This is a genomic window from Caloramator quimbayensis, from assembly GCF_900167605.1.
Taxonomy (GTDB): domain Bacteria; phylum Bacillota; class Clostridia; order Clostridiales; family Caloramatoraceae; genus Caloramator_B; species Caloramator_B quimbayensis.
On record NZ_FUYH01000001.1, the window covers coordinates 59,760 to 73,293 of the forward strand.

Annotated in this window: 10 protein-coding genes; 3 read left to right on the top strand and 7 right to left on the bottom strand. The window is 34.2% G+C overall.

All coding sequences use genetic code 11. From position 1 onward, the window contains the following. Positions 1 to 66: 66 nt before the first annotated feature. The 3 genes from B5D15_RS00265 to hydE all read left to right on the top strand — a co-directional run bounded on the left by B5D15_RS00265 (position 67) and on the right by hydE (position 2,774). Positions 67 to 495, top strand: coding sequence for an NfeD family protein (locus B5D15_RS00265; RefSeq protein ID WP_078695099.1), 429 nt, complete (start codon positions 67 to 69; stop codon positions 493 to 495). Next, on the top strand, positions 495 to 1,433 hold the full coding sequence (locus tag B5D15_RS00270; protein ID WP_078695100.1) for an SPFH domain-containing protein: 939 nt from the start codon (positions 495 to 497) through the stop codon (positions 1,431 to 1,433). The genes B5D15_RS00265 and B5D15_RS00270 overlap by 1 nt, the downstream gene beginning before the upstream one ends. A gap of 285 nt (positions 1,434 to 1,718) precedes the next feature. Further along, a complete protein-coding gene (gene hydE, locus B5D15_RS00275; protein WP_078695101.1) occupies positions 1,719 to 2,774 on the top strand; it encodes a [FeFe] hydrogenase H-cluster radical SAM maturase HydE in 1,056 nt (351 codons plus the stop codon). A gap of 201 nt (positions 2,775 to 2,975) precedes the next feature. On the opposite strand, the gene B5D15_RS00280 is transcribed toward hydE, so the two are convergent. The 7 genes from B5D15_RS00280 to hydF all read right to left on the bottom strand — a co-directional run bounded on the left by B5D15_RS00280 (position 2,976) and on the right by hydF (position 13,525). Then, entirely contained in the window at positions 2,976 to 4,958 is a 1,983-nt protein-coding gene (locus B5D15_RS00280; RefSeq protein WP_078695102.1) for a glycoside hydrolase family 13 protein, read from the bottom strand. Positions 4,959 to 4,990: 32 nt separating this feature from the next. Next, positions 4,991 to 6,361, bottom strand: coding sequence for a glycogen synthase (locus tag B5D15_RS00285; protein WP_078695103.1), 1,371 nt, complete (start codon positions 6,359 to 6,361; stop codon positions 4,991 to 4,993). A 21-nt stretch (positions 6,362 to 6,382) separates the two neighbouring features. Next, positions 6,383 to 7,816: a glycogen synthase GlgA gene (gene glgA / locus B5D15_RS00290; RefSeq protein ID WP_179122143.1), complete on the bottom strand. Its 1,434-nt coding sequence runs from the start codon at positions 7,814 to 7,816 to the stop codon at positions 6,383 to 6,385. A gap of 2 nt (positions 7,817 to 7,818) precedes the next feature. After that, entirely contained in the window at positions 7,819 to 8,937 is a 1,119-nt protein-coding gene (gene glgD, locus B5D15_RS00295) for a glucose-1-phosphate adenylyltransferase subunit GlgD (RefSeq protein WP_078695105.1), read from the bottom strand. Continuing rightward, positions 8,934 to 10,199 carry a glucose-1-phosphate adenylyltransferase gene (locus B5D15_RS00300; RefSeq protein WP_078695106.1) on the bottom strand — a complete coding sequence of 422 codons (1,266 nt, stop codon included), beginning with the start codon at positions 10,197 to 10,199 and terminating at the stop codon, positions 8,934 to 8,936. Before B5D15_RS00300 ends, glgD begins: the two co-directional genes overlap by 4 nt. Continuing rightward, positions 10,196 to 12,091, bottom strand: coding sequence for a 1,4-alpha-glucan branching protein GlgB (gene glgB / locus B5D15_RS00305; protein WP_078695107.1), 1,896 nt, complete (start codon positions 12,089 to 12,091; stop codon positions 10,196 to 10,198). Before glgB ends, B5D15_RS00300 begins: the two co-directional genes overlap by 4 nt. 246 nt (positions 12,092 to 12,337) lie before the next feature. Continuing rightward, positions 12,338 to 13,525 (bottom strand): [FeFe] hydrogenase H-cluster maturation GTPase HydF, encoded by a 1,188-nt coding sequence (hydF, locus tag B5D15_RS00310; RefSeq protein WP_078695108.1) that lies wholly within the window; start codon positions 13,523 to 13,525, stop codon positions 12,338 to 12,340. Positions 13,526 to 13,534 lie beyond the last annotated feature (9 nt).

A 13,534-nucleotide genomic window follows, 5' to 3' on the forward strand; every position in this document is an offset into this window, starting at 1 on the left:
ATAAATTACTTATTCTTATTTTATATTTGAATTATTTGGTTTATAATCAAAGTAGGGGGTGGAAAAATGTTATATATATGGATTGTAATATCATTTGTCGCAATATTAATCGATGCGCTGACGAGTTCCTTTTTATTTTTCAGCTTTGCAATAGGAGGAATAGGTGCACTTATTACACTTATGTTTAACGCTTCTATGCCATTTCAAATAATAATTTTTATGATACTTAGCATAATATCAATAATCTTTGCAGCTCCCTACGTAAGAAAAGCGATAAACAAGAATCCTCCAGCTTTTAAACCTATGGAGCAAAACTATATCGGGAGGATTTTAACATCTCAGGAGGATATAACAGAAAAGACACAAATTAAATACGAAGGGATTTATTGGTATGTTATTAATCATGGAGAGCCTATTAAGGAGGGTGATAGATTTAAAATTAAATCTATAGAAGGAAACAAATTAGTAGTTGAAAAGTATAAGGAGGAGTCATAATGTTAGGAAGTATATTTTTTGTAATCTTATTATTTTTTATTTTAATAGTACTTTTTTCATCGATTAAAATCGTAAATACTGGTCATCTTTATGTTGTTGAGAGATTCGGACAGTTTCATAAAGTATTAGAGCCTGGCTGGCATATTATAATACCCTTTGTTGATTTTGTAAGAGCAAAGCTATCAACAAAACAGCAGATATTAGATATAGAACCCCAGTCAGTTATTACAAAGGATAACGTAAAAATATCAATAGACAACGTTATATTCTATAAACTCATGAACGCAAAGGATGCTGTTTATAACATAGAAAATTATAAATCAGGTATAATATATTCAACTATTACAAATATGAGAAACATAGTTGGAAACATGACCCTCGATGAAGTTCTATCAGGAAGAGATAAAATAAACGCAGAGCTTTTAAGGGTTGTTGATGAAATCACAGACGCCTATGGTATAAAGATTTTATCCGTTGAAATCAAAAACATAATACCACCTGCAGAAATTCAGCAGGCTATGGAAAAGCAGATGAAGGCTGAAAGAGATAAAAGAGCTGCAATACTTCAGGCAGAAGGTGAAAAGCAGAGTGCTATTGCAAGAGCTGAAGGGCAAAAACAGTCTATGATACTTCAGGCTGAAGCAGAAAGAGAAGCCAACATAAGACGTGCTGAAGGTATGAGAGAAGCACAGCTCCTTGAGGCGGAAGGTAAAGCTATGGCAATGGAAAGAATAGCAACTGCACAGGCTGAGGCTATAATGAAGGTAAACAAGGCAATACATGACTCTGACACCGATGAAGTTATAATAGCACTAAAACAGGTTGAAGCTCTTACTGAAATGGCTAAGAACCCTGCTAACAAACTTATAATTCCTAACGAGGTTGTATCTACCTTAGGAAGTATTAATGCTGTTGCAGAAATGATTAAAAATAAGTAAATCTATAACAGGCTGTACCGTTTAAAGGTACAGCCTGTTTCATATATCAAATTATTTTTATGGAACTTTTAATTAAATTCATTTATAATATTCATATAGAATAAATGGCTGTCTAATACCAAGGATTATTCTAAGGTAGAGGAAAGGTCAAAAGGGCATAGTTTATAATCTTTTATCAGCTTTTTATTTAGGATAATGCTGATAAAAAATATTGTTAATTTTAGCCTTTTGAGTTTTCCTCAAAGGGCTTTTTATTTTCTATAATATTTTAATTTGGGAGGCTTTATGGTTACTAAAGAAATTATCGATAAACTCCATGAAAAAAACTATTTAAATGAAGAAGAAATGCTTTATCTTCTTAATAATATCGATGAAGAAAATAAAAAATATTTAAGTGAAAAAGCTCTCGAAGTTAGGACTATGTATTATGGAAAAAAAGTGTATTTAAGAGGGCTTATAGAGTTTACAAACTACTGCAGAAACGATTGTATGTACTGCGGAATACGTGCTTCAAACAAAAACGCAAAAAGATACAGGCTAAGCATAGATGAAATATTAAATACTTGCAGAAAAGGATATGAATTAGGATTTAGAACCTTTGTGCTTCAGGGAGGAGAGGATACGTATTTTAGCAACGATATAATGGTTGATATAATAAAAAGAATAAAAAATGATTTTCCTTCCTGTGCCGTAACATTATCAATAGGAGAAAAAAGTTTTGATTCTTATAAAAAATACTTTGATGCAGGTGCTGACAGGTACCTTTTAAGGCATGAAACAGCATCTAAAAAGCTTTATCAAAGTTTGCACCCTAATATGAGCTTTGAAAACAGAATAGAATGTTTATATAACCTAAAAAAAATCGGCTATCAGGTTGGAGCAGGATTTATGATAGGCCTTCCAAACCAGACCAATGAGGATTTTGTTAAAGACCTTATGTTTTTAAAAGAGCTTGAACCACACATGGTTGGAATAGGACCTTTTATACCCCACAAGGATACACCTCTTTCAGGAGAAAAAGCCGGCGATTTAAATACTACAACAACCCTTCTTTCAATAATAAGGCTTCTTCTTCCTAAAGTTCTCCTTCCATCTACAACAGCCCTTGGAACTATAAACCCAAAGGGAAGGGAATTAGGACTTTTATCGGGAGCAAACGTCGTTATGCCAAATTTGTCCCCAATTGAAGTGAGGGATAAATATTCTCTTTACGATGGGAAAATATGCACAGGTGAAGAAGCAGCCGAATGTTTAGTATGTTTAAAAAATAGAATTGAAAGCGTAGGATTTGAAGTGGATATGGGAAGAGGAGATAATGTAGACTGGAAAAGAAATGCTTAAAAAAGTACCATACAATTGACAAGTGACCAATTTATTTAGATTAGGAGGGACGGTTACTTACTATTTTACTTTCAAAACAATTCATTAACGGATGCGATTACTTAACAGATTAATAAAGACGGTTACTTATTATATTCAGTAACCGTCTTTATTATTTAAAAACAGCCTTTTAAAGCTACCCCTATTTTGTCAGTAAATTACTCAAAATAAGTAACCGTCCCTCTTTCCCTTTTTTGAAGGGTAGCACTGTTTTGAAGATAGAATTTTCCCTTCTAAGGGGTGCAAAACAGCAGTAAGCTTTCCATCTTTTAGTTTTATTTTGTTATTGTAATTTAAAAGGTCGTACAGTCTGCTTACTTTTTTCTTTCTTAAGTCAATTGTAACCTTATAATCCTTATCCTTGCTTCTGTTTATAAGTATAACTGCAATACCGTTTTCCATCCTGTTATTAAAAACGTCTGTGTTGTTTTCTATATACCTTATAAATCCAAAAACGTCCTCATTATAATCAAAGGGTATAAACTCGCCTGTTTTTAAAAAGTCAAATGAATTCCTTATCCTCGTCATTTTTTTATAGTAGCATAAAATATTTAAGTCTTCATAGCCCCAAGGGTAGGTTCTTCTATTAAAAGGATCAGAATATCCTTCAACTCCTGCCTCATCGCCATAATATATGCATGGAGTTCCCGGGAAGGTCATCTGTATTAAAACTGCAAGCTTTAACCTCTTTTTAGCAATCTCCCTCCCGCTTAAAGGCAGCTTATATTCTGCCCTTTCACCTTTACTCAAACTGCTTTCAGGTGGTGCTTCTCCTAAAACTGTTAATATCCTTATTACGTCATGGCTTCCTAAAAGATTTAAAAGACTGAAAAAACTCTCCTTAGGATAGTTTTCATAAAGGCTTAAAATCCTTCTTTTAAAATCTTTTGCGCTTTTTTTATATAAAATATAGTCTATAACCATATTTCTAAAGGGGTAGTTCATAACAGAATCAAGTTCATGCCCTAAAAGATACTCCCTTTTTTTACCATAGCTCTCCTTATTTGAAGCATCCTCCCAAACCTCTCCTATAATAACAGCATCTGAGTCCACATCTTTAACAGCCCTTCTAAACTCTTTCAAAAACTCATCGGGAATCTCATCAACTACATCCAGCCTCCAGCCCTTTGCACCCTTTTTAATCCATATTTTGCATATAGAATCATCATTTCTTATAATAAAATCCATATAGGACTCTTCAAGTTCATTTACATTAGGCAGAGTATCAAATCCCCACCAGCTCTCATATATGTTTGGATAGTCTATGAATTTATACCACTTAAAATAAGGAGAATCCTTAGATTGAAATGCCCCGATTGAATCATATCTCCCATATTTATTAAAATATATGCTGTCGCTTCCCGTATGATTAAAAACACCGTCAAGAATTATTCTAATACCCATAGTTTTCGCAATAGAACAAAGCCTCTCAAAAACCTCATTATTTCCAAACATAGGATCGATTCTGCTGTAATCTCCTGTATCATATTTATGATTAGAATTGGCTTTAAATATGGGGTTAAAATAAATTGCGCTTATACCTAATTCCCTTAAATAATTAAGTTTTTTAATTACCCCAAGCAGGTTACCTCCAAAGAAGTCCTTTGGTTCATATACTCCGCTCTTTTCATCCTCCTTATACAAAGGAGTTTCATACCAGTTAGAATGGAAAAGAGCATTTTCCCTGTAGGGTATTCTTTTATCCTCATTGCCATTATAAAATCTGTCAACGAATATCTGATATACTATTGCCTCTTTAAACCAATCAGGAGTCTTATAATTTTTATCATAAACAGTTATCTGATAAGAATTCCCAAAACTATCCCTTAAAACCCCTTCTCCTCCAAGCTGCTCATCGTTGTTGCAGTAATAATAGGTTTTATCATAGGTTTCTATTATAAAATAGTACCATAAGAGGCCTAAAGTGCTGCAGGAAGCATAGGCCTCATATATAAAGAAATCTTTATCTGTCTTTGCTAACCTCATCTCAATTTTAATTTCATTATCCTTCCAAAGCCTTAATATAGCTCTTTTAACCTTAAGGCTGCTGCTTACACTAAGCCTAATCAACACGTTTTCACCAACAGGTACTGCACCGAAGGGATTCCTGTAAAAAGAATCCTGAGAGTTGTGATATGCGAGCATATTATGCACCTCAAACTTAATATTAGCGGCAACTATTCTAATATCATTTTATAGAGGGACAAATATTTAAGTGCAGACTTCTCTAAAGAATAATCGCAGGACATAGCATTTTTAATCAGGCTAATCCATTTTGTACTGTTATAAATTTCAATAGCCTCACTTATCTTATTTTTAAGTTCCTCCGATGAATATTCATTAAATAAAAACCCATTTCCGCATTTATCTTTATAATCTATTATCGTATCTGAAAGTCCCCCAGTATTTCTAACAATTGGAATGCTTCCGTATTTTAGCGCTATCATCTGAGCAATTCCGCAGGGCTCATATAAAGAAGGCATAAGGAAGATATCGCTCCCTGCATATATCCTCTTTGCTAGAGCTTCATCATACTCAAATACAGCTGCAGCACTTCCTTTCATATTTTCACAAAGGTTTTTAAACATCTGCTCATAGTAATAATTCCCAGTACCTAAGAGCACAAATTGAAATGGTTTATCTAATGCCTTTACAGCATCATATATGAGTTTTATTCCCTTATAATCCTCAAGCCTTGTAACTGAAGCAATAAGCGGTACATCCGCATTTTCAAGATTAAGCTCCCTTTGAAGCGCTATTTTATTTTTTTTCTTATTTTCTATGCTTTTTATATTATAAGGAAATTCTAGTTCCCCTGCTTTTGAAGGATTATAATTTTCATAATCTACACCGTTTAATATTCCCTTTATTTCTATATTTTTATCCCTTATTATATCCTCCATCCCTGAAGAATCCTTCATTATCTCTTTTGCATAGCTCTCGCTTACGGTAGTTACAACATCTGAATACAGAAAGCCTGCCCTCATAAAATTTACATAATCCCCTCCAAGCTTTGCTTTTTCATCGAGGGACAGTTCTTCTAAATACTCATTTCCTATTGAGCCTTGATACCTTAAATTGTGAATGGTAAATATTGTTTTTCCTTCATATCCATCTTTTTTTAGAAACATAGGCAAAAATCCAGTATGCCAGTCATTGCAGTGAATAATATCAGGCTTAAAGGGAATATTTTTTAGCATGTTTAATACGGCCTTGCAGAAAAATAAAAATCTCTCCCCATCATCAAAATAGCTGTAGATTTTATCCCTGTTAAAATAGTAATCATTTGCTATAAAATATGTAGGGATATCTTCATTTGATGCTGTCTTTACAATGCAGGTTTCAAACTTGTCCCCAATTTTCACAGGAAAGTCTATCTTATACTTAAAATCAATAAAACTGCTCCTATGAAGCGGTGTAACCCTCCTTATATCAATGTTTTCACCAAGCTTTTTAGGAAGACTTCCGCTGATTTGTCCAAGACCTCCAACCTTAGCATAGGGACAGCACTCTGCTGTCACAAATAGAACCCTAATTTTCCTTTTCATTGGTAAACCCCCTTTTAATGATTAATTTTTACCCATTAATTTGTTATATAATTTTATATATTTATCCCCTGAAGCGCTCCAGCTGAAATCTAATTTCATAGCTCTTTTAATGAGCTTTTGCCAAATATCTTTATTATAATAAAATTGTACAGCCCTTCTTATTGTATATAGCATGTCGTGGGCGTTATAGTTTGTAAAGGTAAAGCCATAGCCAGTATCATTAAATTCATTATAGGGAATTACAGTATCTAAAAGTCCTCCTGTTTCCCTTACAATTGGTATAGTTCCATATCTTAAGGAAATGATTTGTGAAAGACCGCAGGGTTCAAACAGCGACGGCATTAAAAACATATCACACCCTGCATAGATTCTATGGGCAAGTGTATTGTCAAATTTTATATTTGAAGAAACCTTATCTTTGTATAATCCTTCATAATATTTAAACATGTTTTCATATTTTAAGTCCCCTGTTCCAAGAACTATAAACTGAATATCCATATTTAATATTTCATTAAGTACACACTCTATCAAATCCAGTCCCTTTTGGTCAACAAGTCTTGATATTAGTCCTATTACAGGAACATCCCTTTGAGGAAGATTTAGCTGCTTTTGAAGCTCCGTTTTGTTTATTTTTTTATCTTCTATAGTATTTTCATCATAATTTTTAAATATTAAGCTGTCCCTATCAGGGTTATACTCATCATAATCTATTCCATTTATAATGCCATAAAGCTCATGGGACCTTGCCCGAAGAAGCCCATCAAGCTTTTCCCCATAAAAAGGATACTGTATTTCCCTCGCATAGCTCTCGCTTACAGTAGTAATTGCATTTGAATACACAAGCCCTGCCTTCATATAGTTAGCATCACCATAAAATTCAAGCTTATCAGGTGTAAAATATTCATCTCCTATTCCTAAAAGCTCAGAGTAAACATTTTTTGAAAAAATACCCTGATATTTAAGGTTATGTATTGTAAATGCTGTCTTTATATTCTTATACTCCTCTCTCCACCTGTACTGCAGCTCAAGAAGAGGAGGTATCATAGCCGTCTGCCAGTCGTGGCAGTGAATTATATCCGGTATAAAGCCTATACTTATTGCAGCTTCTAAAACTGCTCTTGCAAAAAAAGCAAACCTTTCTCCATCATCATAGTATCCATAAAGTCCATCACGTTTAAAGTAGTACTCATTATCTATAAAATAATATTTAACCCCTTTATATTCTGCTTCATTTATTCCGCAATACTGCCTTCTCCATCCAACATTAACATATATATACTTAATATGTCTTATGTTGTCTTTAAGATGTTTTGGTATAGCCTTATATTGTGGCATTATAACCCTGACATCAATTCCTTTTTCTTTTAAAGAAGGGGGCAGTGACCCCAAAACATCTGCAAGACCTCCTGTTTTAGCAAAGGGCACTGCCTCCGATGCAGCCATTAAAACCTTAATCATCAAATAACCTCTCCTTTTGTTATGGCAACTGGATAATTTTCAGTTCCTATAAGTGTTCTCCCTCTTTTTACTATAACCTTTTTATCAAGTATCACGTGATCTAAAACAGCGTTTTCCTCTATTTCACATTCTTGAAATATAATGCTGTTTTTTATTTTAGCACCTTTGCTTATTCTAACTCCTCTAAAGAGGATGCAGTTTTCAATTTCACCTTCTATAATACATCCATCAGCAACAAGACAATTTTTTACAACAGCATCATCGCTGTACTTTGCGGGAACCTCATCCTTAATCCTCGTATAAATAAGCCCTTCCCTATAAAAAAGTTCTTCCCTAACTTCTTTCTTTAAAAGTTCCATGTTGAATCTATAATATGTGGTTATTGAATCTATCCTTGCAAGATAACCTTCGTAAGGGTATCCATATATTTTTAATTTATCGATTTTTTTAATTATTATATCCTTCACAAAATCCTCATACCCCCTTGCGCTGGCCTCCTCAATAAGATATTCTAACAGCTCCTTCTCTAAAAGATACATTTTCATAGAGATTTTATTTGACTTTGGAATAGCAGGGTAAACCTCTATATCTCTAACCCTCCCATCCTCATCGGTCTGCAAGAGAGTATATTTTTTCAGTTTATCTTTTCTTATATTATCTTCCTTATAAATTACAGTTATATCAGCTCCTTTTTCAATATGAAAGTTCTGATATTCATTAAAATTCATATTGCAGAGCATATGGGTTCCTGAAATTAAAACATATTTCTCATTTCCTTTTTTAATAAATCCCATAGCACTATGAAGAGCATCTATGCTTCCTTTGTACCATCCAGTACTATCATGTATTGCAAAAGGGGAAAGTATATTAAGGCCTTCTCTTTTCCTGTTCAAATCCCATTCCTTTCCCGTTCCTATATGATCAACGAGGGAAGCATAGTTGTTTTGGGTTATTATTCCTATATTTTTAATTCCAGAGTTTACCATATTCGAAAGGGTGAAATCAACAAGCCTGTATCTTCCTCCAAAGGGAAGTGCAGCAATCGAACGTTTCTTAGTAAGTTCCCTTATTTGAGTATCATCCTCCGCAGCATATATAATGCCTAACGTATCCTTCATGATACTTCCTCCTCACTTAAATATTCTCCAGAATCGAGATTTTTAACATCAAGGTTTGATTTTTCAACAACAACATTTTTACCTATTACTGAGCCTTCTGAAATTTCAATATCGCTTGCAATAACAGTAATTCCTGAACTGTATATGTTAGGATAGAGCCTGTTTGGCTTTATATCTCCATATCCTATAATGCAGTTGTCCCCGATTACAGCACCCTCTCCAACTACCACATTTGAAAGCTTTGTATTTTTGCCTATTTTAGCATTCGGCATAATTACACAATCACTAATTTCAGAGTCTTCACCAACTAAAACTCCTGAAAATAAAACTGAATGATAAACATCTCCAAGCACCTCACAGCCTTCAGTAATTATGCTTCTTTTAATCTTACAATTACAGCCAATATAGTGGGGTGTCTGAATAGGATTTCTTCCATATATTCTCCATCTTATATCATAAAGGTCAAAAACCGGAGGATTTTCAAGAAGGTCCATGTTAGCTTCAAAGTAGCTTTGAATAGTTCCTACATCCTTCCAATAGCCATCAAAACAATAGGCATATAAACTTCTGTTATCCTTTAACATCTTTGGAATAATATTTTTACCAAAGTCCTTATCTGAATTAGCATCCAGTTCATCCTCATTAAGGTATTTCTTTAATATATCCCATGTAAAAACATATATACCCATTGAAGCCTTAGTACTCTTTGGATGCTTTGGCTTTTCTTCAAATTCATATATTTTATTATCCTCATCAGCATTCATAATTCCAAACCTTGAAGCTTCTTTTAAGGGTACATTTATTACTGCAATGCTGCAGTCTGCACTTTTCTCTATGTGATATTTTATCATCTTGCTGTAATCCATCTTGTATATGTGATCTCCTGATAATATAAGAACATATTTAGGGTTGTACTGCTCTATAAACTCTATGTTCTGGTATATGGCATTTGCAGTACCCTTATACCACTCCCCCCTTTTACCTTTTATATAGGGAGGAAGGATATAAACTCCCCCATTAACTCTGTCAAGGTCCCAAGGCTGTCCTGTACCAATGTATGCATTAAGCTTAAGCGGTCTATATTGTGTCAGCACTCCAACGGTGTCAATTCCAGAGTTAGTACAGTTGCTTAAAGTAAAATCTATAATCCTGTACTTACCTCCAAAGGGAACTGCAGGCTTTGCTAAATCCTTTGTTAAAATTCCAAGCCTGTTCCCCTGCCCTCCTGCGAGGAGCATAGCGATGCATTCTTTTTTTATCATATTTGTCCCTCCTTTAAAGGTACCAATTTAAAAAATATGGCACTAAGGGGCGGCACCTTTATATTTATTGAAAAGCTGCAATTATGCCATTTTAAATCTTCTGACATAATCACGCCTTCATTTTCAATCCCAAACCCTCCAAATTCACTCCTGTCGCTGCTGAATACCTCCCTGTATTCTCCTTTTACAGGAACACCAATCCTATAGTTTTCTCTTAAAACAGGGGTAAAATTAAATACTGATATTATAAAATCCTTATTTTTGCTTATCCTTTGAAAAACTATAATGCTTTGATTAAAATCATTATGATCTATCCACCTAAATCCATCCCAGCTGAAATCCACATCGTAAAGGCAGGAATTTTCAACATAAAAATGGTTGAGAGATTTTACATAGTTTTGCAGTTTTCTATGCATATCATAATTTAGAAGATGCCAGTCAAGCTCATAATCATATTTCCACTCAATAAGCTGTCCAAATTCACACCCCATAAAAAGCAGTTTTTTTCCGGGATGGGCATACATATATCCATAAAGAGCCCTTAGATTTGCAAATTTCTCATTATAATCCATAGGCATTTTTTCAATAAGGGACTTTTTACCATGAACGACTTCATCGTGGGATAAGGGAAGTATAAAGTTTTCTGAAAAGGCATAGGTCATTGAAAATGTCAATTTATCATGGTGATATTTCCTATAAATAGGATCCATGGACATGTAGTCTAGGGTATCATGCATCCAGCCCATATTCCATTTAAAATTATACCCAAGTCCTCCTATATAGGATGGCTTAGTAACCAAAGGCCAAGCTGTTGATTCTTCTGCTATCATAAGGGAATTAGGATAATATTTAAAAACTGCTTCATTAAGCTTTTTCATAAAATCTATTGCCTCAAGGTTTTCCCTGCCTCCATATTTATTAGGTATCCACTCCCCATCTTTTTTGGCATAGTCAAGATAAAGCATAGATGTTACAGCGTCAACCCTAAGTCCGTCTATATGAAAAACATCAAACCAGAAAAGAGCATTTGATATTAAAAAGCTTCTAACCTCATTTCTTCCATAATTAAATATATATGTTCCCCACTCAGGATGCTCTCCCTTTAGAGGATTTTCATGCTCATAAAGGCAGGTACCGTCGAATCTTGAAAGTCCATGTTCATCCTTTGGAAAGTGAGCTGGAACCCAGTCGAGTATTACTCCTATGTTATTTTGATGGCACAAATCAACAAAATACATAAAATCCTTTGGATTTCCGTACCTGCTTGTAACAGAATAATACCCTGTAACCTGATATCCCCAGGAGCCATCAAAGGGATGCTCTGATATTGGAAGAAGTTCTATATGGGTAAATCCCATTTCTTTTACATAAGAAACTAGTTCCTTTGCAAGCTCCCTATAACTTAAAAAATCCCCATCCTTTTTCTTCCACGAACCAAGGTGAACCTCATAAATTGATACTGGCTTATCGTAGAATGAATTTTTACTTTTATACTCCTGCCACTTTCCATCTTCCCAATCATATCCCGCAATTTTAAAAACCTTGGATGCTGTATCAGGCCTAATTTCGCTGTAAAAGCCGTAGGGATCGCTCTTTAAAGTTATATGCCCCTTTGCGCTTTCAATTTCATATTTATAGTTGTCATATTCTTTAACTCCCTCAATGAAGCAGTACCATATACCCGATTCCTTATACCTCTTCATTAAATTAGCCTGTTCATCCCATCCGTTAAAATCCCCAACAACGCTTACTCTTTTTGCATTTGGCGCCCAAACTGAAAAAAAGCATCCTCCATCTATTAGATGGGCCCCCATAAACCTATAGGAATAATAGTTTGTTCCTTCATTAAAAAGATAAACATCATCATCCTTTAAAAAATCCAAGTATCTCATCCCCTTCGTAAAGTGCCGCAAATTTAAAAGAATATTAGTGTGCCAAAATTTTATCAAACAGTTATATGTATATTTTATTTTTAAAGATTTATGCATAAATTAAAAAAATTTTTATTTGTACGAATTATTTATTTTATTATAAATGCATTTACAGTTTTTAACAAGAGTTTGAGATTAAATAATTGTAAAATTATATATAAAAAGGATGAATATATGTTTATAAAACAATATATCCATCCTAAAACATTAAATATTAAAAACTTTTACTACCCTGTTTAATATTCCATTCATATAAGCAATTGCAACACCATAATTTGTTATTGGAACGCTTTGCTCCTTTGCCTTTAAAATCCTGCTCATCATCTGCTTCCTATTAAACATGCAGGCACCACAGTGAACTATGAGCTTATATTTTGATAAGTCCTCTTCAAAATCCGCCCCTGCCCTTACAGTAATGTTAAGCTTTCTTCCTGCTCTATCCTCAAGCCACTTTGGAAGCTTTTGTCTTCCTATATCTCCTTCTAAGGGATGGTGAGTGCAGGCCTCTGCAATTAAAACCTTATCTCCTTCCCTTAAAGAATCTATTGCATAGGCTCCCTCAATCAAAGTTTTAAGATCTCCCTTATACCTTGCCATAAGTATTGAAAAGGAAGTTAAGGGCATATCCTTTGGGATAGTATCGTTAACATATTTAAAAACCTGCGAGTCCGTTATAACAAGGTCAATCTTTGAAAGGTTTTCAAGGCTTTCTTTAAGCTCAGAGTCCTTGACAATACAAGCCATTGCTCCAGCATCTAATACATCCCTCAAAACCTGAACCTGAGGGAGTATAAGCCTTCCCTTTGGCGCCTGTATATCCTGTGGTGCAACAAGCAGTATACTGTCTTTAGGTTTTATAATATCTCCCACAATAGTAGACCTTTCAAAATCCATAGGGGCATTTTCATAAATTGCTCTTTTTAAAACATCTATATTTTTCCTATCCTTTGCAGAAACCTTTATAAAGGGTATTTTAAACATATCTTCAAGCATCTTTATATCAATTTCATTCTCATCTATCTTGTTTACAACACCTAAAACTTTTATATTTCTCTTTTTAAGCTCTAAAAGCCACTCCTTCTCAAGCTTTAAATCGCTGCCATAAGTTATAACTAAAAGCCCTAAATCCGTCTTATCCATAACTGCCTTCGTCTTTTTAATCCTAAGCTCTCCAAGTTCTCCTTCATCATCAAGGCCTGCAGTATCTATAAAAACAACAGGGCCTATTGGCAAAAGCTCCATAGCTTTATAGACTGGGTCTGTGGTTGTTCCTGCAGTTTCTGAAACAAGGGCAATATCCTGATTTGTCAGTGCATTTATAAGACTTGATTTTCCTGCATTTCTTCTTCCAAATATAGCTATATGAAGTCTGTTTGCTAATGGTGTTTCAAACATATTATCCTC

Bases quoted from the DNA above. Each gene is read 5' to 3' on its own strand.
- B5D15_RS00265 (WP_078695099.1), top strand. From the start codon at position 67: ATGTTATATATATGGATTGTAATATCATTTGTCGCAATATTAATCGAT.
- B5D15_RS00270 (WP_078695100.1), top strand. From the start codon at position 495: ATGTTAGGAAGTATATTTTTTGTAATCTTATTATTTTTTATTTTAATA.
- hydE (WP_078695101.1), top strand. From the start codon at position 1,719: ATGGTTACTAAAGAAATTATCGATAAACTCCATGAAAAAAACTATTTA.
- B5D15_RS00280 (WP_078695102.1), bottom strand. From the start codon at position 4,958: ATGCTCGCATATCACAACTCTCAGGATTCTTTTTACAGGAATCCCTTC.
- B5D15_RS00285 (WP_078695103.1), bottom strand. From the start codon at position 6,361: ATGAAAAGGAAAATTAGGGTTCTATTTGTGACAGCAGAGTGCTGTCCC.
- glgD (WP_078695105.1), bottom strand. From the start codon at position 8,937: ATGAAGGATACGTTAGGCATTATATATGCTGCGGAGGATGATACTCAA.
- B5D15_RS00300 (WP_078695106.1), bottom strand. From the start codon at position 10,199: ATGATAAAAAAAGAATGCATCGCTATGCTCCTCGCAGGAGGGCAGGGG.
- glgB (WP_078695107.1), bottom strand. From the start codon at position 12,091: ATGAGATACTTGGATTTTTTAAAGGATGATGATGTTTATCTTTTTAAT.
- hydF (WP_078695108.1), bottom strand. From the start codon at position 13,525: ATGTTTGAAACACCATTAGCAAACAGACTTCATATAGCTATATTTGGA.